The organism is Streptomyces sp. cmx-18-6 (assembly GCF_046548915.1).
Classification (GTDB): Bacteria; Actinomycetota; Actinomycetes; order Streptomycetales; family Streptomycetaceae; genus Streptomyces.
In genome coordinates this window covers 512,151-535,463 of the sequence record NZ_JAEBEP010000005.1, presented here as the reverse complement: position 1 = coordinate 535,463, position 23,313 = coordinate 512,151, and the positions used below count along the sequence as shown (strand labels likewise).

At 73.2% G+C, this 23,313-nt stretch carries 19 protein-coding genes and 2 riboswitches; of the genes, 11 read left to right on the top strand and 8 right to left on the bottom strand.

The genetic code is table 11. From position 1 onward, the window contains the following. Nucleotides 1-125 precede the first annotated feature (125 nt). The 6 genes from ACLJPL_RS15470 to ACLJPL_RS15445 all read right to left on the bottom strand — a co-directional run bounded on the left by ACLJPL_RS15470 (nt 126) and on the right by ACLJPL_RS15445 (nt 8,310). Nucleotides 126-1,514, bottom strand: coding sequence for a lysine N(6)-hydroxylase/L-ornithine N(5)-oxygenase family protein (locus tag ACLJPL_RS15470; RefSeq protein ID WP_411081407.1), 1,389 nt, complete (start codon nt 1,512-1,514; stop codon nt 126-128). 37 nt (nt 1,515-1,551) lie between these two features. After that, the gene (locus ACLJPL_RS15465) at nt 1,552-3,108 is read right to left on the bottom strand and encodes a pyridoxal phosphate-dependent decarboxylase family protein (protein ID WP_411081406.1); all 1,557 of its coding nucleotides are present in this window, start codon (nt 3,106-3,108) and stop codon (nt 1,552-1,554) included. Next, nucleotides 3,105-3,242: a hypothetical protein gene (locus tag ACLJPL_RS15460; protein ID WP_411081405.1), complete on the bottom strand. Its 138-nt coding sequence runs from the start codon at nt 3,240-3,242 to the stop codon at nt 3,105-3,107. The genes ACLJPL_RS15465 and ACLJPL_RS15460 overlap by 4 nt, the downstream gene beginning before the upstream one ends. Nucleotides 3,243-3,421: 179 nt before the next feature. Next, nucleotides 3,422-5,746, bottom strand: a complete 2,325-nt coding sequence (gene metE / locus ACLJPL_RS15455) for a 5-methyltetrahydropteroyltriglutamate--homocysteine S-methyltransferase (protein ID WP_411081404.1) — start codon at nt 5,744-5,746, stop codon at nt 3,422-3,424. Between the two features lie 182 nt (nt 5,747-5,928). Beyond that, nucleotides 5,929-6,075, bottom strand: a riboswitch (cobalamin riboswitch). Nucleotides 6,076-6,154: 79 nt separating this feature from the next. Beyond that, a complete protein-coding gene (locus ACLJPL_RS15450; RefSeq protein WP_411081423.1) occupies nt 6,155-7,552 on the bottom strand; it encodes an MFS transporter in 1,398 nt (465 codons plus the stop codon). A gap of 50 nt (nt 7,553-7,602) precedes the next feature. Then, the gene (locus tag ACLJPL_RS15445; RefSeq protein ID WP_411081403.1) at nt 7,603-8,310 is read right to left on the bottom strand and encodes a TetR/AcrR family transcriptional regulator; all 708 of its coding nucleotides are present in this window, start codon (nt 8,308-8,310) and stop codon (nt 7,603-7,605) included. A gap of 292 nt (nt 8,311-8,602) precedes the next feature. On the opposite strand from ACLJPL_RS15445, the gene ACLJPL_RS15440 reads away from it, so the two are divergent. Next, the gene (locus tag ACLJPL_RS15440; RefSeq protein ID WP_015612446.1) at nt 8,603-8,800 is read left to right on the top strand and encodes a hypothetical protein; all 198 of its coding nucleotides are present in this window, start codon (nt 8,603-8,605) and stop codon (nt 8,798-8,800) included. Nucleotides 8,801-8,867: 67 nt separating this feature from the next. Here the strand turns inward: ACLJPL_RS15440 and cobF are convergent, their stop codons facing one another. Further along, nucleotides 8,868-9,716, bottom strand: a complete 849-nt coding sequence (cobF, locus tag ACLJPL_RS15435; RefSeq protein ID WP_411081402.1) for a precorrin-6A synthase (deacetylating) — start codon at nt 9,714-9,716, stop codon at nt 8,868-8,870. 189 nt (nt 9,717-9,905) lie between these two features. Continuing rightward, nucleotides 9,906-10,085: riboswitch (cobalamin riboswitch) on the top strand. A gap of 227 nt (nt 10,086-10,312) precedes the next feature. Here cobF and ACLJPL_RS15430 point away from each other — a divergent pair. From ACLJPL_RS15430 to ACLJPL_RS15410, 5 genes are read left to right on the top strand one after another with little or no spacing between them, the layout of a single operon-like run. Then, nucleotides 10,313-11,815 (top strand): CoA-acylating methylmalonate-semialdehyde dehydrogenase, encoded by a 1,503-nt coding sequence (locus ACLJPL_RS15430; RefSeq protein WP_411081401.1) that lies wholly within the window; start codon nt 10,313-10,315, stop codon nt 11,813-11,815. After that, a complete protein-coding gene (locus ACLJPL_RS15425) occupies nt 11,812-12,966 on the top strand; it encodes an acyl-CoA dehydrogenase family protein (RefSeq protein ID WP_411081400.1) in 1,155 nt (384 codons plus the stop codon). Before ACLJPL_RS15430 ends, ACLJPL_RS15425 begins: the two co-directional genes overlap by 4 nt. Further along, nucleotides 12,963-14,030: an enoyl-CoA hydratase/isomerase family protein gene (locus tag ACLJPL_RS15420; RefSeq protein ID WP_411081399.1), complete on the top strand. Its 1,068-nt coding sequence runs from the start codon at nt 12,963-12,965 to the stop codon at nt 14,028-14,030. The genes ACLJPL_RS15425 and ACLJPL_RS15420 overlap by 4 nt, the downstream gene beginning before the upstream one ends. Further along, complete coding sequence (gene mmsB, locus ACLJPL_RS15415) at nt 14,027-14,953, top strand: 3-hydroxyisobutyrate dehydrogenase (protein ID WP_411081398.1); 927 nt, start codon at nt 14,027-14,029, stop codon at nt 14,951-14,953. Before ACLJPL_RS15420 ends, mmsB begins: the two co-directional genes overlap by 4 nt. Beyond that, the gene (locus ACLJPL_RS15410) at nt 14,950-15,759 is read left to right on the top strand and encodes an enoyl-CoA hydratase (protein WP_411081397.1); all 810 of its coding nucleotides are present in this window, start codon (nt 14,950-14,952) and stop codon (nt 15,757-15,759) included. The genes mmsB and ACLJPL_RS15410 overlap by 4 nt, the downstream gene beginning before the upstream one ends. Here the strand turns inward: ACLJPL_RS15410 and ACLJPL_RS15405 are convergent. Beyond that, nucleotides 15,746-17,206 carry a short-chain fatty acyl-CoA regulator family protein gene (locus ACLJPL_RS15405; RefSeq protein WP_411081396.1) on the bottom strand — a complete coding sequence of 487 codons (1,461 nt, stop codon included), beginning with the start codon at nt 17,204-17,206 and terminating at the stop codon, nt 15,746-15,748. The two genes, ACLJPL_RS15410 and ACLJPL_RS15405, sit on opposite strands and share 14 nt — an antisense overlap. A 223-nt stretch (nt 17,207-17,429) precedes the next feature. Here ACLJPL_RS15405 and ACLJPL_RS15400 point away from each other — a divergent pair, with 223 nt between their 5' ends. The 5 genes from ACLJPL_RS15400 (at nt 17,430) to ACLJPL_RS15380 (ending at nt 23,312) form a co-directional block, all read left to right on the top strand. Then, the gene (locus tag ACLJPL_RS15400; RefSeq protein WP_411081395.1) at nt 17,430-18,950 is read left to right on the top strand and encodes an MmgE/PrpD family protein; all 1,521 of its coding nucleotides are present in this window, start codon (nt 17,430-17,432) and stop codon (nt 18,948-18,950) included. Next, a complete protein-coding gene (gene prpB / locus ACLJPL_RS15395) occupies nt 18,950-19,855 on the top strand; it encodes a methylisocitrate lyase (RefSeq protein WP_411081394.1) in 906 nt (301 codons plus the stop codon). Before ACLJPL_RS15400 ends, prpB begins: the two co-directional genes overlap by 1 nt. 162 nt (nt 19,856-20,017) lie before the next feature. Further along, nucleotides 20,018-21,178 (top strand): bifunctional 2-methylcitrate synthase/citrate synthase, encoded by a 1,161-nt coding sequence (locus tag ACLJPL_RS15390; RefSeq protein WP_411081393.1) that lies wholly within the window; start codon nt 20,018-20,020, stop codon nt 21,176-21,178. Nucleotides 21,179-21,292: 114 nt separating this feature from the next. Beyond that, nucleotides 21,293-22,357: a biotin/lipoate A/B protein ligase family protein gene (locus tag ACLJPL_RS15385; RefSeq protein ID WP_411081392.1), complete on the top strand. Its 1,065-nt coding sequence runs from the start codon at nt 21,293-21,295 to the stop codon at nt 22,355-22,357. 49 nt (nt 22,358-22,406) lie between these two features. Further along, nucleotides 22,407-23,312: an oxygenase MpaB family protein gene (locus tag ACLJPL_RS15380; RefSeq protein WP_411081391.1), complete on the top strand. Its 906-nt coding sequence runs from the start codon at nt 22,407-22,409 to the stop codon at nt 23,310-23,312. Nucleotide 23,313 lies beyond the last annotated feature (1 nt).

The window sequence follows — 23,313 nt, the reverse complement described above, 5'->3', positions numbered from 1 at the left end:
CGACCTCTTCACCGTCGTCCCCCAACTCACCGAAGAAATCAACACCCGCAAGAACTGAACACACCCCACACGCAACACCCCCGCCCTGGGCCGCACGGTGCACCCCACCGCGCGGCCCAGCGCCGTTACCGCCGCTCCTCGGCGGCGCGGCGCGGCGTCGTCGCGGTGCGTCCGGCCGCGCCGAGGCCGAACGTGGTGAAGGCGGTGCGGTCGGGCAGCGGGTAGGTCTCCTTGCCCGTGAGCGCGTTGATGATCACGGCGGAGCGCCAGGCGGCCAGGCCCAGGTCGGGTGCGCCGACCCCGTGGGTGTGGCGTTCCGCGTTCTGCACGAAGACCGAGCCGCCGATCTCCGGTGCCAGGACGAGCCGTTGGGCCTCGTCGACCTGGGGCCGCCCGGCGTCGTCGCGGACGGTGTACGGGTCCAGGGCGGCGAGCAGCGCGTCCACGGGGCGCTCCCGGTACCCGGTGGCGAGGACGACCGCGTCGGTGGTGAGGCGGCCCCGGGTCTCCTGCTGGCCGTGCTCGACGGCCAGTTCGATGCGGCCCTCGCCCGTGGTGGTGGCCCCGGTGACCTCGATGCCGGGGGTGAGGGTGACGTCGGGCCAGCCGCCGCCGAGGCTGCGCCGGTACAGCTCGTCGTGGATGTCCCCGAGCGTGTCCCCGCTGATCCCCTTGTAGAGCTGCCACTGGCTGGGCAGCAGCCGGTCCCGGGTGGCTTGCGGGAGCCCGTGGAAGTAGCGGGTGTAGTCCGGGGTGAACTGCTCCAGGCCGATCTTGCTGTACTCCATGGGCGCGAAGGCCGGGGTACGGGCCAGCCAGGTCAGCCCCTCCGCGCCCTCGGGCCGCAACCGCACCAGGTCCAGGAGGACTTCGGCGCCCGACTGCCCCGCGCCGACGACGGTGACGTGCCGGGCGGCCAGCAGCCGGTCCCGCTGGGCGAGGTAGTCGGCGGAGTGCAGCACGAGCGGGCCCGGGTCCGCCGCCAGGGCCCGCAGCGGCTCGGGGACGTACGGCGCGGTGCCGACGCCGAGGGCGAGGTTGCGGGCGTGCGCGACGCCGGTGGTGAGGGTCTCCCCGTCCGGTCCCAGCCGGGTGAAGTCGACGGCGAAGCAGTCCTTTTCGGCGTCCCAGGCGACCGTGTCGATGCGGTGGCCGAAACGGGTGGAGGGCAGTTCGGCGCTCACCCAGCGCAGGTAGTTGTCGAACTCGGAGCGGTGGATGTGGAATTGCTCGGCGAAGTAGAAGGGGAAGAGCCTGCGGCGGAACTTGAGGTAATTGAGGTAGGACCAGGGGCTGGTCGGCTCGACGAGGCTCACCAGGTCGGCCAGGAAGGGTACTTGGAGGGTGGCTCCCTCGATGAGCAGCCCGGGGTGCCAGTGGAAGGCGGTGCGCTGTTCGTGGAAAGCGGTGCTCAGGCCGGGCACGCCGTCGGCGAGGGCGGCGAGCGACAGGTTGAAGGGCCCCGCACCCACCCCCAGCAGGTCGAGGGGCGGGGTTCGCGGTCCGGGCGTCATCGGATTCCTCCAACGGGGTTGGTGCGCATCGGGAACGTCATGGCGACAGCCTTTCCGCCGCCGGGGCGTCGGTATCGCCCCCGCCGCCGCCCGTGCCGCCGTCTCCACCGGCGGCTTCGGCGGCGGCACGCGCCGCCGCCTCCGTCACGAGGTCGAGCAGCGGCAGCAGGTCGGCGCTCGCGGCGTTCGGGTGCAGCAGGGTGGCTTTGAGCCAGAGTCGGCGTCGCCCGTCGCCGTCCTCGGCCACCGCCCGTCCGAGGACGGCCCGGCCGTCCATGAGCAGGGTGCGGCGGACCTCGGCGACGACGGCGTCCCCGGCCTCCGGCTCCAGTGCGTCGGCCGCCACCGGCCGGAACAGCACGGTGCTGATCCCGATCTCGCCGGGCCGGCGGCGCAGTGCGGGCCGCGCGTCGACGGCCCGGCCGAACTCCTCGGCCGTACGTACGCAGTGCTCGACCAGTTCGCCCAGTCCGCGCCGTCCCAGCGCCCGGAAGGTGACCGCGATCTTCAGCGCGTCGGGGCGGCGGGTGGTGCGGATGGAGCGGCCGAGCAGGTCGGGGAGGCCGGCCTCGGTGTCGTCGTCGGCGTTGAGGTAGTCGGCGCGCAGGGACAGCGGTGCGAGCAGGCCGGTGTCCGCGACGGCCAGCACCCCGGCGGCGACCGGCTGCCAGCCGAGCTTGTGCAGGTCGAACGTTACGGAGACGGCGTGCTCCAGACCGGCGAGCCGGGGAGCCAGGCGTTCGCTGAACAGCAGGGGGCCGCCGTACGCGGCGTCGACGTGGAGCTCGGCTCCGTACCGCTCGACGATCCCGGCGATCTCGGGGAGCGGGTCGATCCGCCCCTCGTCGGTGGTCCCGGCGGTGGCGACGACCAGGACGGGCCCGCCGCCGAGCGCGGCCAGGGCGCGGTCGAGGTCGGCGGGGTCGATGCGGCCGTCGTGGCAGGCGACGACGACCGGGGCGGGCAGGCCGAGCATCCAGGCGGCGCGGTGGACGCTGTGGTGGGCGTTGGCCCCGGTCACCACCCGCAGGGGGCGGGCCGTGGCGGCGGCTCGCTCCCGGGCGAGGAGGAGGGCGACGAGGTTGGACTCGGTGCCGCCGCTGGTGATGAGGGCGTCCGGCGCGATGGCGTCCGGGTGGACGAGCCGGGCCAGTGCGGCCGTGGTCAGCTCCTCGACGACGCCGGCGGCGGGCGCTTGGTCCCAGGAGTCCATCGAGGGGTTGAGGGCGGCCCCCGCCAGGTCCGCCGCGACCGCGACGGCGAGCGGCGGGCAGTGCAGATGGGCGACGCACGCGGGGTCGGCCGGGTCGGCGGCCCCCTCGGCGACCGCGCGCACCAGGTCCGCGAGCGCGGCCTCCGCCCCGACGCCCTTCTCGGGCAGAACCGGCGAGCACAGGGCGGCGGTCCTGCGGGCCACGGCCTCCGGTCCTCCGGCGGGCAGCGGTCCGCCCCGGGCCGGGGCGGCGGACTCCAGCGCGTCCAGGACGACCGCGGTCAGCTCACGCAGGCGGCCGGGTCCGTGCACGCCGCCCGCGACGGCCGAGGGGTCCGGAGCGCCGCCGGGGGCGGGGGCAGGCGTCGTACCGGCGCTCACGCCGTACGCTCCGGGCGCGGTTCACCGGACAGCAGGCCCTGAGCACGCGGCATGGCGAAGCCCTTCGATCGGGGTGCGCGGCGGGCGACGGTGATGCCCGCGCGCAGGGCGACACCGGTCGCGGGAAGATCCACAACCGGGATTCGCTGGTTAGGCTAACCTAACTCCACCTGTGCGAATGAATGCGCTCCGGTCCCCCGGGCCGATCGATGAGCGTCCGAAGTGGCCGTACCCCGGCCGAAGTCGGGTCCGGACCCGCACGACGTGCGACCCGGTGCGGGAGCGGCGGTGGCCGCTCCCGCACCGGGTCGGATCACGCCGCTTCGGTGGGCAGCTCCGCGCGGATCTCCCGCGCGGCGGCGACCAGGTTCTCCAGGGAGGTCCGGGTCTCGGGCCACCCCCGGGTCTTCAGGCCGCAGTCGGGGTTCACCCACAGGCGCGCGGCCGGGATGGCCTCAAGTCCCTTGCGCAGAAGGGCCGCCGCCTCTTCGGTGCTCGGGATGCGCGGGGAGTGGATGTCGTACACGCCGGGCCCGGCCTCACGGGGGTAGCCGTGGGCGGCCAGTTCGCGGGCGACCTGCATGTGCGAGCGGGCGGCCTCCAGGCTGATGACGTCGGCGTCGAGATCGTCGATGGCCTGGACGATGTCGCCGAACTCGGCGTAGCACATGTGGGTGTGGATCTGGGTGTCGGGCCGCACCCCCGAAGTGGCCAGGCGGAAGGACTCCGTCGCCCACTCCAGGTACGCGGCGTGCTCGGCGGCCCGCAGCGGCAGCGTCTCGCGCAGCGCGGGCTCATCGACCTGGATCACCGAAGTGCCGTTCGCCTCCAGGTCGTTCACCTCGTCGCGCAGGGCAAGGGCGACCTGCCGGGCGGTCTCCCCGAGCGGCTGGTCGTCGCGGACGAAGGACCAGGCGAGCATGGTGACCGGGCCGGTGAGCATGCCCTTGACGGGGCGCTCGGTCAGCGACTGCGCGTACGTCGTCCAGCGCACCGTCATCGGCTCGGGGCGCGAGATGTCCCCGGCCAGGACCGGCGGCCGGACGTAGCGGGTGCCGTAGGACTGCACCCAGCCGTGCTGGGTGGCGAGGTAGCCGGTGAGCTGCTCGGCGAAGTACTGCACCATGTCGTTGCGTTCGGGCTCGCCGTGGACCAGGACGTCCAGTCCGGCCTTCTCCTGGAAGGAGAGGACCTCGCGGATCTCGTCCTTGATGCGCTCCTCGTACCCGGCCGCGTCGATCCGGCCCGCCCTCAGGTCGGCGCGGGCGGTGCGCAGTTCGGTGGTCTGCGGGAACGAACCGATCGTGGTGGTCGGCAGCAGCGGCAGACCGAGGTGGGCGCGCTGGGCGAGGGCCCGCTCGGTGTACGGCTGGGAGCGGCGGCCGTCCGCGTCGGTGATGGCCGCCGTACGGGCCCGGACGGCCGGGTCGCGGGTGATGACGGCGTCCGTGCGGGAGGCCAGATCGGCCCGGTTGGCGGCGAGTTCGGCGGCGATGGCCTCGGTGCCGCCGGACAGACCGCGCGCCAGGACGACGATCTCCTCGGTCTTCTGCCGGGCGAAGGCGAGCCAGCGCGCGATCTGCGGGTCGATGTCGCGCTCGGTCCCGGCGTCCAGCGGGACGTGCAGCAGGGAGCTGGAGGCGGAGACGTCGACGTGGTCCGCCAGGCCCAGGAGCGTGCCGAGGGTGGCGAGCGACTTCTCGTAGTCGTTGATCCAGATGTTGCGGCCGTTGACGACGCCCGCGACCAGCCGCTTGCCGGGCAGTCCGCCCGCCGCCGCGAGGTCCGCGAGGTTCCCGGCGCCCGACTCGGTGAAGTCCAGGGCGAGACCCTCGACCGGCGACTTGGCCAGCACCGGCAGCGCGTCGCCGAGCCGCCCGAAGTAGGAGGCGACCAGCAGCTTGGGGCGGTCGGTGAGGCCGCCGAGCTCGCGGTAGGCGCGGGCGGCGGCGTTCAGCTCGGCCGGGGTGCGGTCCTGGACGAGGGCGGGCTCGTCCAGCTGCACCCACTCGGCGCCCGCGGCCCGGAGATCGGCGAGGACCTCGGCGTACACCGGCAGGAGCCGGTCCAGGAGGGTCAGCGGCTCGAAGTCGGCGGCGACCCCGGGGGCCGCCTTGGCGAGCAGGAGGTAGGTGACGGGGCCGACGAGGACCGGGCGCGGGGTGTGGCCCAGCGCGAGGGCTTCCCCGAACTCGGCGACCTGCTTGGCGGAGTCGGCGGTGAACGCCGTGTCCGGGCCCAACTCGGGCACGAGATAGTGGTAGTTGGTGTCGAACCACTTCGTCATTTCGAGCGGTGCGACGTCCTGCGTACCGCGCGCCATGGCGAAGTAGCCGTCGAGGGCGTCGGTGCGGACCGCGTCGCGGTGCCGCTCGGGGACAGCGCCGACCATGACACTGGTGTCCAGGACGTGGTCGTAGTACGAGAAGTCACCGGTCGGCACCTCGTGGACTCCGGCATCGGCGAGCTGCTGCCAGGTTCCCCTGCGCAGTCCGGCGGCGGTCTCCCGGAGGGCGTCGGCGTCGACGCGGCCCTTCCAGTAGCCCTCGATGGCCTTCTTCAGTTCACGGTTCTGACCCTGGCGGGGGTAGCCGTACACGGTGGCCCGTGCTGCCGCGGCTGCGGGCTTCGCTGTCACGTGACTCTCCTTCGCGAGCATGTCTCCAGCTGTTCCCGGGACGGGACGCGGACGCGAAGGGGTGACGTATCGGGAGGAGGAACGGCACGCTTGACCGTGTCCGTCCACCCGACGGTTACGCCGACCCGCCCACGAGGTCACCGGGAACTCCGCACGCGAACGGTCGCGTGCGGGCAACGGGCAGGTCTTCGGACTCGCGGGCACGCCTGCCGGGGCAGACACCTACTGGCCGTCGCTTCCCAGACCCGGCCGGGCCCAGTGCGTATGACGGCGGTCGTTCCCACTCACCGCTGCGGGGCAGTCCCGGATTCCCACCGGGTTCCCTCTTACGACACCCTGCCTGGCGGGCAGGGCGAACCAGCTGCACCGGCCAGCCTAAGGGGACGGCTGCCGGGCGCACACCGTTGTTCACACTTCGGACGGTGATGTGAGACACCGGCGCGCCTCCTCCGGGTGCCGTACGTCCCCGCCCTCCGGTGGTCCGGCACGGCGCGGCCGGGCCGGCAGCAACGCCGCGGGGAGCAGGGCGACCGCCGCGATCGCGGCGAGGACGAGGAGCGCCGTCCCCATCGAGGCGGCCCACAGCTCCGCCTGTGCGCCTCCGGCGCCGCCCGGCGGCAGCAGGCCGGCGGCGACCGCGATGCCGAAGGCAGGGCCGATGTTCACGGCGGTCTGCTTGAGACCGCCCACCACACCGGCGTACCCGGGCGGCGCGTCGCCCACCACGGTGGCGGTGGCCGTGACCATCACCGTGGCGTAGCCGGCGCCCAGCAGCGCGAAGGCCGCGCCCATCGCCACGGGGCCGGTGCCGCTGTCCGTCCGCGCCAGCCAGCCGATGCCCAGGACGACCAGGGACGTGCCGCCGAGCGCGGTGGTGCGCGCGCCCAGCCGGTGCAGCACCAGACCGGCGAGGGGCGACCCGACGACCATCAGCGCCGTCATCGGCAGGGCGCGCAGGGCGCTGCCGAGCGGGTCGAGTCCCAGCACGCCCTGAAGGAAGTACGTGCTGACGAACAGGGCGCCGAACATGCCGCTCGCGGTGAACAGGAGCATCGCCATGGAGGCGGTGACCGGTACCGACCGCGCGACGGCCACCGGCACCAGGGGGCTCGGGCTGCGGCGTTCGCGGCGGACGAGGAGCGCGGCGACACCGGCCGAGCAGATCAGTCCCCCCACGGTCCGGTGGCCGCCCCAGCCGTGCAGCTCCACCTCCGCCAGCGCGTTCACCAGGAGTGCGAGCGCGGCGGCGAGCAGCAGGGCCCCCGGGGCGTCGAGGCGGCGGACCACCGGCCGGTCGGCTTCGGGGACGCGGGCCGCCAGGCAGAACAGGGCGATCGCGAGCGCGATGGGCACGTTGATGACGAAGACCCACCGCCAGCCGAACTCCGCGACCAGGAAGCCGCCGAGCAGCGGCCCGGCAGCGGCGGCCACGCCGATCGCGCTGGTCCGCAGGGCGACCGGGCGGCCGAGCCGGTCCGGTGGGTACACCTGGCGCAGCAGGGCGAGCGTCGCGGGCTGCAACAGGGCCCCGAACAGGCCCTGGACGGCGCGCAGGGCGATGACCCAGCCGACCGAGGGCGCCACGGCGATGGCGGCGGACGCCGCCCCGAAGCCGAGGGACCCGATCAGGAGCAGCCGGGTGTGGCCGCAGCGGTCGCCCAGCCGCCCGGCGGGTATGAGGAAGCCCGCGACCGCGAGGAGGTACGCCGTACTCGTCCACTGCACCTGCGCGAGGGTGGCGGAGAGATCCCGCTGGAGGCCGGGCTGCGCCACCATGAGGACCGAGCCGTCGAGCGCCACGATCATCGCGCCCAGGACGCTGCCCGCCAGGGCGAGTCCGCGCCGGGCCGGGGCGGTCACGGGTTCACCGGGCCGAGGTGGGCGTCGACGGTCCGGGCGATCAGCCCCGCGAGGCCCGCCTCGGCGTGCGGGTCGCCCGGCGGGGGTGTCTCCAGGGCGAGGGAAAGGGTGCCCCAGCTCCACAGTTGGGCGATGCCGTGGACGTTCGCCCAGAGCACGGCGGCCACGACAGCCGGAGCGTCCTCGGCGGCCTTGGCGTCCTCGGCGGCCTTGGCGTCCTCGGCGGCCTTGGCGTCCTTGGCGGCCTCGGGTCCGCCGGGCGACTTCGGGGCGGCGCTCTGCCGGTGGCGGGCGACCAGGGCGACGGCCGACGCGAAGAGGGGCAGCGTCTTCTCCCGCAGACGGGGCCGCCCATCGGTCTCGTCGCCGCCGTCCAGCAGGTCATGACGGAACATCAGCTCGAACATCGCCCGCCGCTCGACCGCGAACCCTACGTAGGCGTGGGCGATGCGGCACAGCTGCGTACGCGGGTCTCCGTCCGCCTGGACGACGCCCCCGAGCCGGTCCCCCAACTGGTCGAAGCCTCGCCCCGCCACGGCGGAGAGCAGCGAGCGGTGGGTCGGGAAGTGGCGGCGCGGGGCGCCGTGCGAGACCCCGGCCCGACGAGCGATCTCCCGCAGCCCGAGCGCGGCGATCCCCTCGGTCGCCAGCATGTCCGTGGCGATGTCCACCAGCCGTTCCCGCAGGGGGATTTCGTTTTCCATGAGAACCTTTTAGCACCCTCCTGTAGACACTGTCTACAGTGAGAGTAGGCAGTGTCTACTCACGGGCGGGACGTCAGGGCTCGTGCGAACACAGGCATTCCCCATCCGTTCGACCGGCCGCCACGCACTTCCTGATGTCCGGTCAGGTCGCTCGCCTCGACTGTGCGGAGGCAGTGACAGAGATGTAACCGAATGGCGTAGGCGAGTGCGGAACCACAGAGCGTCACAGGCCGTTCTTCTTGCCAATACACGGCCGCCGACCCGCGGCGGCGACGAGCGAGGGAAGCGCTATATGAAGAAGACAGTCGGGTGGGCCCAGGACGGCGACGACTGGACGATCACCGTGAACGGCACGCTGTACCGGGCCGTCGAGCGGCCCGCCGATGGACGTGTGCACGACTATCTGGTGCGGGGCAACGACCTGACCGCCGAGTGCCCGAGCCTCGGGCACGGGCTCGGCGTGATCCGGGCGCACGAGTCCCGGAGCTGACCCCCGGGCGGTTCGACGACGAGGTGCGGCGGCCGCCGCCGCCCGCGCCTCGACGGCCGGATCCCGATCAGCCGGCCGCACCGTCCGCGCTGTCCGCACCGTCCGCGCTGTCCGCGCCGTCCGGGGCTCCAGCACCCTCCGGGCACGTGCGCAGCAGATACGTGTCCATGATCCACCCGTGCCGTTCGCGGGCCTCGGCGCGCACCCGGCTGATCCGCCCGGCGACCTCGTCGAGCGGTCCGGACACCAGGAGCTCGTCCGGGGTGCCGATGTAGGCCCCCCAGTAGATCCACAGGCCCCGGCCCGTCAGATGGGTGAAGCTCTCGTGGCCGTCGAGCATCACCACGATGTCGCCGTCGTCGTGCGGGAAGCCCTCGGCGAGCCGCCTGCCCGGGGTGATGTGGACGGGGCGGCCGACCTGGTTCAGGGTGGTGCGGTGGCGGGCGGCGAGGGCGGAGACGCTGCTGATGCCGGGGATCACCTCGTGGCCGAACTCCACCGTGCCACGGGCCCGGATGTCCTCCAGGATCGCGAGGGTGCTGTCGTACAGGGACGGGTCGCCCCACACCAGGAAGGCCCCGCACTCCCCCGGTGCGAGCTCCTCGATGATCAGGCGTTCGCAGATGTCGGCGCGGCGGTGACGCCAGTCGTGCACCGCCGATGTGTAGCGCCCGCGGTCGTCCTGGGTGCGGTCCCGCCAGGGGTCGTCGGCCTCGACGACCCGGTAGGGGCCGGTCAGGTGCTCGGCCAGGATGTCCCGCCGCAGCCGGGTCAGGGAGTCCTTCTCCCGGCCCTTGCCGAGCACGAAGAAGACCTGGGCCCTGCGCATCGCCTTCACCGCGGCGAGGGTCAGATGGTCGGGGTCGCCGGCTCCCATGCCGATGACGAGGATGTGGCGGGGTGCGTCGTCGCTCATATCGGCCGATCATGCCAGCAGCGGGGCGGGCGATCGGGCCAGGGGCGAGGCGACCGATCGGGCCGGTCGCGGACCCGGCGATCACACCGGGGGCGGGGCGGGCGATCACGCCGGGGGGCGAGGCGGGGTGGACTTACTAGGACGTCCAACTATATGTTCGTGAGCAGAGGGGTGACCGGCGGGCAGCCGGGCGCCTCGAAGGCCCGTGGTGTCAGGGAAGCCGGTGCGATTCCGGCGCGGTCCCGCCACTGTGACCGGGGAGTTCGTCCTCGCAGGACACGCCACTGACGGCGAAGCGGTCGTCGGGAAGGCATGAGGGCGGGCACTGATCCGGGAGTCAGGATACCGGCCGCGGGATGTTCCGTGTTTCCACGAGGATGGAGCAGACACGCATGGCACCGGTCCGCACCCACGGCCCCGCAGGCCCGTCCCGGCGAGCGGTTCTCCCCGCCCCCTGACGGCCTCCGCCCTTCGCGTCCCCCTACGGCGAGCCCTTCCGGCACCCGCGCGCATCCGACCGGTGCGCCGTGCGCCGGTGGAGCCGTGCGCCATCCCCGGATCTCTCCTGACGATCTCACCGACGAGAGCAGGCTTTCATGGTCCGCGAACTCACCCATTTCATCGGCGGCAAGCACACGCCCGGCGCCTCGGGCGCGTACGGCGACGTGTACGACCCCAACACCGGCCGGGTCCAGGCCCGGGTGCCGCTGGCCGGCCGGTCCGAGACCGAGGCGGCCATCGCCGACGCCGCCGAGGCGCAGGTCGAGTGGGGCGAGTGGAACCCGCAGCGCCGCGCCCGGGTCCTGCTGCGCTTCCTCCAACTGGTCGAGAAGGAGAAGGACTCCCTGGCCCGGCTGCTCTCCTCCGAGCACGGCAAGACCGTCTCCGACGCGCACGGCGACATCGCGCGCGGGCTGGACGTGGTGGAGTTCGCCGCCGGTGTGCCGCATCTGCTGAAGGGCGAGTTCAGCGACAACGCGGGGTCCGGGATCGATGTCCACTCGCTGCGCCGGCCGCTCGGGGTCGTGGCGGGCATCACCCCGTTCAACTTCCCCGCGATGATCCCGCTGTGGAAGGCCGCGCCCGCTCTGGCCTGCGGGAACGCCTTCATCCTGAAACCCTCCGAGCGGGATCCCTCGGTGCCGCTGCGGCTCGCGGAACTGTTCCTGGAGGCGGGGCTGCCGCCCGGGGTCCTCAATGTCGTCAACGGCGGCAAGGAGACCGTCGACGTCCTGCTGGAGGACCCGAGGGTCAAGGCGCTCGGCTTCGTCGGCTCGACGCCGATCGCCGCGCACATCTACGCCACCGCCGCCGCCCACGGGAAGCGGGCGCAGTGCTTCGGCGGGGCGAAGAACCACATGATCGTGATGCCGGACGCCGATCTGGACCAGGCGGTGGACGCGCTGATCGGGGCCGGTTACGGCTCCGCGGGCGAGCGGTGCATGGCGATCTCGGTGGCCGTGCCGGTGGGCGAGGCCACCGCCGACGCGCTGGTGGCCAAGCTCACCGAGCGGATCGGCGAGCTGCGGATCGGCCGTTCGGACGACCCGGACGCCGACTTCGGGCCGATGGTGGGGCGCGACGCGGTGGACCGGGTCCGGGGCTATGTCGACCTGGGCGTCGAGGAGGGGGCCGAACTGGTCGTCGACGGGCGGGACTTCGCCCTGGAGGGGCACGAGGAGGGCTTCTTCGCCGGGGCCTCGCTCTTCGACCGGGTCACCCCGGACATGCGGATCTACCAGGAGGAGATCTTCGGCCCGGTGGTGTCCGTGGTCCGCGCGGCCGACTACGAGGAGGCGCTCCGGCTGCCCTCGGAGCATCCCTACGGCAACGGCGTCGCCCTCTTCACCCGGGACGGCGACACCGCCCGCGACTTCACCCGCCGGGTGGAGACCGGCATGGTCGGGGTGAACGTGCCGATCCCGGTGCCGGTGGCGTACCACACCTTCGGCGGCTGGAAGCGGTCCGGCTTCGGGGACCTGAACCAGCACGGTCCGGACGCCATCCGCTTCTACACCCGCACCAAGACCGTCACCTCGCGCTGGCCCGCCTCCGGGATCCGGGACGGCGCGAGCTTCACGATTCCGACCATGGGGTGAACGCTGTGACCACCCTGCTCAACGACGACCAGCTCGCGGTCGTCGAGACGACGCTCGACTTCGCCCAGGAACACCTGGCCCCGCACGCGGTGGCCTGGGACCAGGACAAGCACTTCCCCGTCGACGTGTTCCGCAAAGCGGCGGGGCTCGGCCTCGGAGGCGTGTACGTACGGGAGGACGTCGGCGGCTCCGAACTGTCCCGCTCGGACGGGGTCCTCGTCTTCGAGGCCCTGGCCACCGGCTGCCCGTCCGTGGCCGGCTACCTCTCCATCCACAACATGGTCGCCTGGATGATCGACCACTACGGCACCGAGGCCCAGCGCGGCCACTATCTGCCGGGGCTCTGCACCATGGAGCAGCTGGGCAGTTACTGCCTGACCGAGCCGGGCGCGGGCTCCGACGCGGGGGCCCTGCGCACCCGCGCGGTGCGCGACGGCGACCACTACGTGCTGACGGGGACGAAGCAGTTCATCTCCGGGGCCGGGGCCTCGCACCTGTACATCGTGCTGGCCCGCACGGGTGCGGACGGGCCGGGCGGGATCTCCGCGTTCCTGGTCGAACGGGACGACGCGGGGCTGTCGTTCGGGGCCAACGAGAAGAAGATGGGGTGGAACGCGCAGCCCACCCGGCAGGTCCTGCTGGACGGTGTGCGCGTCCCGGCCGACCGGCTGCTCGGCGCGGAGGGCGAGGGGTTCCGGATCGCGATGAACGGCCTGAACGGCGGCCGGCTCGGGATCGCGGCCTGCTCGCTGGGCGGGGCGCAGAGCGCGCTGGACCGCAGCCTGGCGCATCTGGCGGACCGGGAGGCGTTCGGCGGGCGGCTGCTGGACGCGCAGGCGTTGCAGTTCCGGCTGGCCGACATGGCCACCGAACTGGCCGCCGCCCGCGCCCTGGTGCGGCAGGCGGCCGAGGCCCTGGACCGAGAGGTGAGCGGGGCGCCGGAGTTGTGCGCGATGGCCAAGCGCTTCGCCACCGACACCGGCTACTCGGTGGCCGACCGGGCGCTCCAACTGCACGGCGGCTACGGCTATCTGGCCGAGTACGGCATCGAGAAGATCGTGCGGGACCTGCGGGTCCACCAGATCCTGGAAGGGACCAACGAGATCATGCGCGTCATTGTGGCCCGGAGCCTGACGGGAGCCCTGCGATGACCGAGGAGCTCGTACGGGTGCGCACCGAAGGTCGTACGGGGGTGGTGACCCTGAACCGGCCGGGGGCGCTCAACGCCCTCACCCACACGATGGTCGAGGCGATCGCGGCGGCCCTGGACCGGTGGGAGCACGACCCCGAGGTGGCCGCCGTCGTCATCACCGGGGCCGGGGAGCGCGGCCTGTGCGCGGGCGGCGACATCCGGTCGATCTACGAGGACGCCCGCGCGGGCGGCACGGCGTCGGCCGCGTTCTGGCGCGATGAGTACCGGCTCAACGCCCGGATCGCCCGCTATCCGAAACCGTACGTGGCGGTCATGGACGGCATCGTGATGGGCGGCGGGGTCGGCGTCTCGGCGCACGGAAGCGTCCGGATCGTCACGGAGCGGTCCAAGGTGGCCATGCCGGAGACCGGGATCGGCTTCGTGCCGGACGTCGGCGGCACCTATCTGCTGGCCCTGGCCCCCGGGGAGCTCGGCACCCATCTCGCCCTGACCGGTGCGGTGGTGGGGGCACGGGACGCCCTGCTGTGCGGGCTGGCCGACCACTTCGTACCGGCAGAACACCTGCCCGCGTTCCTCGCCGGACTGCGGACCGAGGCGGTCGCTGAGGTCCTGCCCCGCCATGTCCGGGACGCGCCTGCCGGCGTCCTGGAGACGAACCGGGCCTGGATCGACCACTGTTACGCCGCCTACTCGGTCGAGGAGATCGTGGAGCGGCTGCTCGCCTCCGACGCCCCGGCGGCCGGTGAGGCGGCCGCCACGATCCTCGGCCGTTCGCCCACCGCGCTCAAGGTCACCCTCGCCGCCCTGCGCCGGGCGCGTGGACTCGGCCCGCTGGAAAGGGTGCTGGAGCAGGAGTACCGCGTCTCGTACGCGGCCCTGTCCTCCCCCGACCTGGTGGAGGGCATCCGGGCCCAGGTGATCGACAAGGACCGGACGCCCCGTTGGTCGCCCGGCACGCTCGTGGAGGTCACGGAGAAGGACGTGGCCCGGTTCTTCGCTCCGACCGGCGACGAGGAACTGTCCCTCGCCGCAGACGACTCACCGCAGGAGGTGCCCTGGTGACCACGACCGTCGCATTCATCGGCCTCGGCCACATGGGCGGCCCGATGGCCGCCAACCTCGTCCGCGCCGGTCACCGGGTGCTCGGCCACGACCTGGTGGAAACCTGTCTGGCCGCCGCCGTGGAGAGCGGCGTGGAGCGGGCGAAGTCCGCCGCCGACGCCGCCTCGACGGCCGACGTGGTGATCACGATGCTGCCCGCCGGACGCCATGTCCTCTCCCTGTACGGGCCGGAGGGGCTGCTCGCCGCCGCCCGGCCCGGCACCCTGTTCGTCGACTGCTCGACCATCGACGTGGCCGACTCGCGGGCCGCCCACGCGGCGGTGGCGGCGGCCGGTCACCGCTCGCTGGACGCCCCGGTCTCCGGCGGGGTGGTGGGGGCCGAGGCGGGCACGCTCACGTTCATGGCCGGGGGCGATGAGGCGGCGTTCGCGGAGGCGGAGCCGCTGCTGTCCGTGATGGGCAAGAAGGCGGTGCACTGCGGCGGGGCGGGGGCCGGGCAGGCGGCGAAGATCTGCAACAACATGATCCTCGGCGTCTCGATGATCGCCGTCAGCGAGGCGTTCGTCCTCGCCCAGAGCCTCGGACTGTCCGACCAGGCCCTGTACGACGTGGCGTCGGCGGCCTCCGGCCAGTGCTGGGCGCTCACCGTCAACTGCCCGGTCCCCGGCCCGGTTCCCACCAGCCCGGCCAACCGCGACTACCGCCCCGGCTTCGCCGCCCCCCTGATGGCCAAGGACCTCGGATTGGCCGCCAACGCCCTGCGTGCGGGCGGGATCGACGCCGAACTGGGCTTGAAAGCGGCGGAGTTGTACGCACGGTTCGCGGAAGGGGCCGGGGCGGAGCAGGACTTCTCCGGGATCGTCCGGGCCATCCGGGCGGCTTCGTCGAACACCACCGACGCACAGAAGGGCACCACCGCGTGAGCGAGAAGAACGAGACCGCGTCCACCCCGGGACCGTACGAAACCATCCTGGTGGAGCGCCGGGGCCGGACCGCCCTGCTCACGCTCAACCGCCCCAAGGCGCTGAACGCGCTGAACCTGGACGTCATGCGGGAGACGGTGGAGGCCGCCGAGGCGCTGGACCGGGATCCGGACGTCGGCTGCGTCGTGATCACCGGCAGCGGCGAGAGGGCGTTCGCGGCGGGGGCGGACATCAAGGAGATGCAGCCGCAGAGCTATATGGACATGTACCTCAGCGACTGGTTCACCGCCTGGGACCGGCTGGGTCAGCTCCGTACGCCCACGATCGCCGCCGTACGGGGCTACGCCCTGGGCGGGGGCTGCGAGTTGGCCATGCTGTGCGACCTGGTGATCGCCTCCGACACCGCCGTCTTCGGGCAGCCGGAGATCCGGCTCGGGGTGATCCCCGGCATCGGCGGCTCCCAGCGGCTGACCCGGGCGGTCGGCAAGGCCAAGGCGATGGATCTCTGTCTCACCGGCCGGAACATGGACGCCGAGGAGGCGGAGCGGGCCGGTCTCGTCTCCCGGATCGTCCCGGACGCGGACCTGCTGGAGGAGGCGCTGGCCATCGCGGACACGGTCTCGGGGATGTCGGCCCCTGTCGCGATGATGGCGAAGGAGGCGGTGAACCGCGCCTTCGAGACCACCCTCGCGGAGGGCGTCCGCTTCGAACGCCGCCTGTTCCACGCGGTGTTCGCGACGGCCGACCAGAAGGAGGGCATGAAGGCGTTCACCGAGAAGCGGCCGGCGAAGTTCACTCACCGCTGATCCCGGTGGCCGCGGACCGGCCGTCGACCACCACCGGATAGGGCACATGCGAGCGCCGGTCGGGGTCGACGGCCAGCCGGCCCCCGGCCGGGGGCCGGGCCCGCTGGGCGCAGTCCTGCCGTTCGCAGATCCGGCAGCCGAGACCGATGGGCGTGGCCGAGCGCGGGTCGTCCAGGGCCGTGCCCTCGGCGTACACCAGGCGGTGGGCGTGGCGGAGTTCGCAGCCGAGCGCGACGGCGAAGTCGGCCCGGGGCGCGCGGTGCCCGAAGCCGCCGCGGGCCACGGTGCGGGCCACCCAGAAGTACCGTTTGCCGTCCGGCATTTCGGCGACCTGGGTGAGGATGCGGCCGGGCGCGGAGAACGCCTCGTACACCGTCCAGAGCGGGCAGGTGCCGCCGAGCCGGGAGAAGTGGAAGTCGCTGGCGGACTGCCGCTTGGAGATGTTGCCCGCCCGGTCGACGCGCAGGAACGAGAACGGCACGCCCCGGTCGCCGGTGCGCTGGAGGGTGCTGAGGCGGTGGCAGACCGTCTCGAAGCCGACGCCGAAGCGGGCTTGCAGCAGTTCGATGTCGTAACGGAGCTCCTCGGCGGCGCGGTGGAAGGCGGTGTACGGCATGAGCAGGGCGCCGGCGAAGTAGTTGGCGAGGCCGATGCGGGCCAGCCCGGCGGCCTGCTCCGAGGCGAGCTCACCGGCTCCGACCAGGGTGTCGAGCAGCGATCCGTGTTCCAGCAGGGCGAGTTGGGTGGCGAGCTGGAAGGCGCGCTGGGCCTCGCTGAGCCGGGGCGAGAGCAGCAGGAGGCCGCTTTCGGGGTCGAACCTGCGCGCGTCGGCGGCCCGCCTGGGGTCCGTGACGATGACGGTGATGCCGTGACGGGTGGCGAGGCGTTCCGTGAGCGCGTCGGCGGTGCGGCCCGCCGAGCCCGTGCCGAGGTCGCTCGCGGTGCGTTCCGCGACGGCGTCGAGTGCGCCGAAGTGGTTGTGGTGCGCGTAGAAGAAGTCCCTTACCTCGTCGTGGGGTTCGGCCGACAGCAGGGATTCGCCGTCCTGCGGCGGGGCGAGGGCGACGACCCGTTCGGCGGCGTCCCGGTAGCGGTGGTGCAGGGCGACCAGGGCGCGGGCCACCTCCGGGTGGTCGCGGGCCACGTCGGCGGCCTCCTCCAGCGGGACCTGCGTCCCGCACGCCTCATCGCCGAGAGCGGCGCGCAGGTCGGTGGCGAGCCGTTCCTCGTCGGCCTCGGAGAAGAACTCCGGGTCGACGCCGAAGACCTCCGCGATCCGCAGCAGCACGGGCGCGGTCAGCGGGCGGCGGCTGTGCTCGATCTGGTTGAGGTAGCTGGTGGAGAGGCCGAGCGAGCGGGCCAGCTCCACCTGGTTCATCCCGCGCTCGCGGCGCAGCCGCCGCAGCTTGGCGTGGGCGTAGATCTTGCGTCCGGCCGGCCGTCCCATGCCTCCGCGCTCCTCTCCCCCGCCCCGGCCTCCGCTCCGAGGCTTTCTGCGAAAGTAGCATCCGCATCTTTCGCAGGATTCGCAGATTCGCAGTTCAGGGCTGTACGGATTGTGCACAGTGGACCGGTCGCATCGGGGGCCGCGGCGGGGAAAGCTCCTCTCGTACCGCACAGCCGACAGACGCACAGCCGACAGACGCACCACCGATGCCGCGAGGAGCCCCGTGATCGACCACCACGTCCGCGTCCACCCCAGCGCCGACCGGCTGCCCCGCGAGGAGCAGCTCGCCTGGAAGCTGGCGGCCGTCGCCACCGGCCCCCAGGACGCCGCCGAGCTCGACCCCGAGGCGGCCGCGATGGCCGTCAACCGGGTCGTCGACAACGCCTCCGTCGCCGTGGCCTCCCTGCTCCGCCGGCCGGTCGCGGTCGCCCGCGGCCAGGCGCTGGCCCACCGCGCCACCCCGGGAGCGGCCGTCTTCGGCGCGGCCCCCGGTGTGCGGGTCTCCCCCGAGTGGGCGGCCTGGGCGAACGGCACGGCCGTCAGGGAGCTGGACTTCCACGACACGTTCCTGGCTGCGGACTATTCGCACCCCGGGGACAACATCCCGCCGCTGCTCGCCGTGGCCCAGCACACCGGGCGCGGCGGCGCGGAGCTGCTGCGCGGGATCGTCGCCGCGTACGAGATCCATGTGGCGCTGGTGCGGGCCATCTGCCTGCACGAGCACCGCATCGACCATGTGGCCCACCTGAGCGCCGCCACCGCGTGCGGGCTCGGCGCGCTGCTGGGGCTGGACACGGCGACCACGTACCAGGCGGTCCAGCAGGCGGTGCACACGACGACGGCGACCCGGCAGTCGCGCAAGGGCGAGATCTCCAGCTGGAAGGCGTTCGCCCCGGCGTTCGCGGGCAAGGCGGCCATCGAGGCGGTGGACCGGGCGATGCGCGGCGAGGGGTCGCCTTCGCCGGTCTACGAGGGTGAGGACGGCTTCCTCGCCCGGATGCTGGACGGCCCGGACGCGGCGTACACGGTGGGGCTGCCGGAGCCGGGCGAGGCGCGGCGCGCGATCCTGGACACGTACACGAAGGAGCACTCCGCCGAGTACCAGGCGCAGGCGGTGATCGACCTGGCGCGGCGGCTGCGGGAGCGGACGGGCCCCACGGAGAAGATCCGCTCGATCGTCCTGCACACCAGCCACCACACGCACCAGGTGATCGGTTCCGGTTCGGGCGACCCGCAGAAGTACGACCCGACCGCGAGCCGGGAGACGCTGGACCACTCGGTGCCGTACATCTTCGCGGTGGCGCTGGAGGACGGGGCCTGGCACCACGAGCGGTCCTACGCCCCCGAGCGGGCGCGGCGGCCGGGGACGGTGGAGCTGTGGCAGCGGATCTCCACGGTGGAGGACCCCGAGTGGACCCGCCGCTACCACGATCCGGACCCGGAGCGGCGGGCCTTCGGCGGCCGGGCGGTGGTGACCCTGGTGGACGGCACGGTGATCGAGGACGAGCTCGCGGTGGCCGACGCGCACCCGGCGGGGGCCCGCCCGTTCGACCGTACGGGGTACGTGGCGAAGTTCCGTACGCTGACGGAGGGCATTGTCGCCCCCGGTGACCAGGACCGTTTCCTGGCGGCGGCCGAGGGGCTCGCCGAGCTGCCGGCGGACGGGCTCGACGCGCTGTTCCCGGTCGTGGACACGGAGGCGGTCGCCGCCTTCGACGCGGGGCTCCCGAAGGGGTTGTTCTGATGCTGCACACCCGCACGACTCCGGCGGAGCGCCGCCGCGCGTTCCGCGAACAGCTCGCCTCGGGGCGGCTGGTGCGGATGCCCGGCGCGGTCAACCCGTACTCGGCGCGGCTGATCCAGGAGGCCGGCTTCGAGGCGGTGTATCTGTCGGGGGCGGTGCTCGCCGCCGAACTGGCCCTCCCCGACATCGGGTTGACGTCGTCCACGGAGATCGCGGCGCGGGCGCAGCAGATCGCCCGGGTCACGGACCTGCCGGCCCTGATCGACGCGGACACCGGGTTCGGCGAGCCCATGAACGCGGCGCGCACGGTGCAGTTGATGGAGGACGCGGGGCTGGCGGGGCTGCATCTGGAGGACCAGGTCAACCCCAAGCGGTGCGGCCACCTGGACGGCAAGACGCTCGTGGAGCGCGCGGAGATGGTCCGCAAGGTGCGGGCCGCGGTCAGCGCACGCCGCGATCCGGACTTCCTGCTGATGGCCCGCACGGACGCCCGAGGACCCGAGGGGCTCCAGGCGGCGATCGACCGCGCGAAGGCGTACGTGGACGCGGGCGCGGACGCGGTCTTTCCCGAAGCGCTCGCGGACGAGGGCGAGTTCGAGGCGTTCCGGGCCGCCGTCGACGTACCGCTGCTGGCGAACATGACGGAGTTCGGCAAGGGTCCGCTGCTCGACGCGGCGACGCTGGAGAACCTCGGCTACAACATCGCCCTGTATCCGGTGACGCTGTTCCGCCTCGCGATGGGCGCGGTGGAGGACGGGCTGCGGACGCTGGCCGCAGACGGTACGCAGCAGGCCCTGCTGCCCCGGATGCAGACGCGCTCGCGGCTGTACGACGTGCTCGGTTACGAGGAGTACGGCGCGTTCGACTCGGCGGTCTTCGACTTCACGCTGCCGCCCGGCGCCTGAGACTCCCTACGATCTTGGCACCCGGCGCCTGAGACTTCCGGCGCCCCTGCCGCCGGCGTCCGAGACCCACGGCGCTCCTGCCGCCCGGCCGGCCACCGTCGCCGACCGGGCCACCACCCACCCCGCACACCCCACTCCCTTTGGCATGCCCGGAGGCCCGCCATGACCACTGCCGCACCCACTCCCGCCGCCACCCCCGAGATCCACCGGGGTCTCGCCGGTGTCGCCGTCGACACCACCGCCATCTCCACCGTCATCCAGGAGACCAACTCCCTGACCTACCGCGGCTATCCGGTCCAGGACCTGGCCGCCCGCTGCTCCTTCGAGGAGGTCGCGTATCTGCTCCGGTACGGCGAACTCCCCGACGTCGCCGAGCTGAAGTCGTTCGAGACGCGGGAGCGGGCGCTGCGGCCGCTGGACCGCACGACGGCGGAGCTGCTGGCCCGCCTCCCGGAGACCTGCCACCCGATGGACGTGCTGCGGACGGCGGTGAGCTTCTTCGGCTCCGAGGACCCGACCGAGGAGGACGACAGCACCGCCGCCCACCACGCCAAGTCCCTCGCCCTGCTGGCCAGGTTGCCGGTGGTCGTGGCCGCCGACCACCGGCGGCGGCACGGGCTCGCCCCCGTAGCGCCCGATCCGTCGCTCGGCTACGCGGAGAACTTCTTCCACATGTGCTTCGGGAGTGTGCCGGACCCCGAGGTGGTGCGCTGCTTCGAGGTCTCGCTCATCCTCTACGCCGAGCACAGCTTCAACGCCTCGACCTTCACCGCCCGGGTCGTCACCTCCACCCTCTCCGACCTCTACAGCGCGGTGACGGCGGCGATCGGCGCGCTGAAGGGGCCGCTGCACGGCGGGGCCAACGAGGCGGTGATGCACATGCTCAACGAGATCGGGGATCCGGACCGGGCCGAGCAGTGGCTCGACGAGGCGCTGGCGGCCAAGCGGAAGATCATGGGCTTCGGCCACCGGGTCTACCGGCACGGCGACTCCCGCGTACCGATCATGCAGGAGACCACCGACCGGCTGGTGGCACGCGCGGGCGATCCGGACGTGACCCGGCTGGCGACCCTGCACGCCGCGCTCCGCCACGCGATGATCAGCCGCAAGGGCATCCACCCCAATCTGGACTACCCGGCCGGCCTGGCGTACCACCTGATGGGGTTCGATATCGCGGCCTTCACGCCGATCTTCGTGATGAGCCGGATCACCGGGTGGACCGCCCACATCAGCGAGCAGCTGGAGCACAACGCGCTGATCCGGCCGCTCGGCGTCTACAACGGCCCCGGCCAGCGGTCCGTCCCGGCGCACCCCGGGACGTGACACCCCCGCCCCGGGATGATCGACGCCTCCGTGCGCGTTATAGCCGGATGTGTCCGGCTCCTCACCGAGCCGGACCGGACCGGGGAAGACGGAACTGGAGCTGGAGGCGGCGCGGTGCACGGTGAGTACAAGGTTCCCGGCGGCAAGCTGGTCGTGGTGGACCTGGAGGTGACGGGCGGGGCGCTGCGGGACGTCCGCGTGGCCGGGGACTTCTTCCTCGAACCCGACGAGGCGATCCTCGCGATCGACGCGGCGCTGGAAGGGGCTCCGGCCAACACCGACACGGCCGGGCTCGCGGCCCGGATCGAGGCGGCGCTGCCCGACGCCACGGTGATGCTCGGGCTGAGCGCGGAGGGCGTCGCCATCGCCGTACGCCGGGCGCTCGCGCGGGCCACCGAGTGGAGCGACTACGACTGGCAGCTGATCCACGACGCCCCGCAGTCGCCCGCGCTGCACATGGCGCTGGACGAGGTGATCACCGCCGAGGTCGCGGCGGGGCTGCGGCCGCCGACGCTGCGGGTGTGGGAGTGGGACTCCCCCGCCGTGATCATCGGCAGCTTCCAGTCGCTGCGCAACGAGGTGGACCCGGCGGGCGCGGAGCGGCACGGCGTGAACGTCGTGCGCCGGATCTCCGGCGGCGGCGCGATGTTCGCCGAGCCGAGCAGCACGATCACCTACTCGCTGGCCGTGCCGCAGGCGCTGGTGTCCGGCCTGTCCTTCGCCGACAGTTACGCCTATCTCGACGACTGGGTCCTCGAAGCCCTCGCGGACATGGGCATCAGGGCCTGGTACCAGCCGCTCAACGACATCGCCACCGAGGTCGGCAAGATCGCCGGGGCGGCCCAGAAGCGGGTGGTGGGGCCGGACGGCGGGCCGGGGGCGGTGCTGCACCACGTGACCATGGCGTACGACATCGACGCCGACAAGATGCTGGAGGTCCTGCGCATCGGCAAGGAGAAGATGTCGGACAAGGGCACGCGGTCCGCGAAGAAGCGCGTCGACCCGCTGCGGCGGCAGACCGGTCTGCCCCGCCAGGTCGTGATCGAGCGGATGATCGAGTCGTTCCGCAAGCGGCACGGGCTGACCACGGGCGGCGTCACCGACGCCGAGCTGGCCCGCGCCGAGGAGCTCGTGCGGACGAAGTTCGCCACGCCGCAGTGGACGGCCCGGGTGCCGTAGCCCGGGCCGCCCCGCCGACGCCGGGGTCCGGCCCGGCATACTGGGAGGCATGGACGAGGCGACGGCAGGCTCCGGAGTGCGGGAACGGCTCGGCAGGAGCCTGTTCTCCCGGGTGGCCGGTCCTTCGGGACCCGAGAACCGGGCCCGTATCCACGGCACCCCCGGCCCCCGCTGGTTCGGCCCGGACCGGCCGGTGCGCCGGGTGCACGGTGACGCGTCCATGTTCATCGGCGGGCTGCGCGCCCTGCTCCTCCAGTCGCTGCACCCCCTCGCCATGGCGGCCGTCGCGGGCCACTCGGGCTTCCGGGGCGATCCGTGGGGCCGGCTCCAGCGGACCAGCACGTTTCTCGCCGTGACGACGTTCGGCACGGCCGAGCACGCCCAGGAGGCGGTGGACCGGGTACGTTCCGTGCACGAGCGGGTACGCGGGACCGCCCCGTCCGGGGAGCCGTACCACGCGGCCGACCCGCACCTTCTGTGCTGGGTGCACATCGCGGAGGTGGACAGCTTCCTGCGCGCCCACCAGCGTTACGGGGCACGGCCGTTGGACGGTGCGGGGTGCGACGCGTACATCCTCGACATGGCGACGGTGGCCCGCGCCCTCGGCGTCCCCGACCCGCCGCGCGACCGCGCCGAACTGGCCGAGCGCATCGCCGCCTACCGCCCGGAGCTGCGCGCCGCCCAGGAGGCCCTGGACGCGGCCCGCTTCATCCTGCTGCACCCGCCGCTGCCCTGGGCCGCGCGCCTTCCGTACGGGGTCCTGGCGGCCAACGCCGTTTCCGGGCTGCCGACTTGGGCCCGCAAGCCGCTGCGGCTGCCCCGTGCCCCGGGGGTCGAGGAGGTCTGCGTACGGCCCGCCGGGAGGGCGTTGACCCGGACCATCCGGTGGGCGATGGCCCAGCCGACCCCGACCCCGACCCCTGCCCCGGCCTCCCCTTCGGCTCCGGGGCAGTGAG

Bases quoted from the DNA above. Each gene is read 5' to 3' on its own strand.
- ACLJPL_RS15470 (WP_411081407.1), bottom strand. From the start codon at position 1,514: ATGACGCCCGGACCGCGAACCCCGCCCCTCGACCTGCTGGGGGTGGGT.
- ACLJPL_RS15450 (WP_411081423.1), bottom strand. From the start codon at position 7,552: ATGATCGTGGCGCTCGACGGCTCGGTCCTCATGGTGGCGCAGCCCGGC.
- ACLJPL_RS15445 (WP_411081403.1), bottom strand. From the start codon at position 8,310: ATGGAAAACGAAATCCCCCTGCGGGAACGGCTGGTGGACATCGCCACG.
- ACLJPL_RS15440 (WP_015612446.1), top strand. From the start codon at position 8,603: ATGAAGAAGACAGTCGGGTGGGCCCAGGACGGCGACGACTGGACGATC.
- cobF (WP_411081402.1), bottom strand. From the start codon at position 9,716: ATGAGCGACGACGCACCCCGCCACATCCTCGTCATCGGCATGGGAGCC.
- ACLJPL_RS15430 (WP_411081401.1), top strand. From the start codon at position 10,313: ATGGTCCGCGAACTCACCCATTTCATCGGCGGCAAGCACACGCCCGGC.
- ACLJPL_RS15420 (WP_411081399.1), top strand. From the start codon at position 12,963: ATGACCGAGGAGCTCGTACGGGTGCGCACCGAAGGTCGTACGGGGGTG.
- ACLJPL_RS15405 (WP_411081396.1), bottom strand. From the start codon at position 17,206: ATGGGACGGCCGGCCGGACGCAAGATCTACGCCCACGCCAAGCTGCGG.
- prpB (WP_411081394.1), top strand. From the start codon at position 18,950: ATGCTGCACACCCGCACGACTCCGGCGGAGCGCCGCCGCGCGTTCCGC.
- ACLJPL_RS15390 (WP_411081393.1), top strand. From the start codon at position 20,018: ATGACCACTGCCGCACCCACTCCCGCCGCCACCCCCGAGATCCACCGG.
- ACLJPL_RS15380 (WP_411081391.1), top strand. From the start codon at position 22,407: ATGGACGAGGCGACGGCAGGCTCCGGAGTGCGGGAACGGCTCGGCAGG.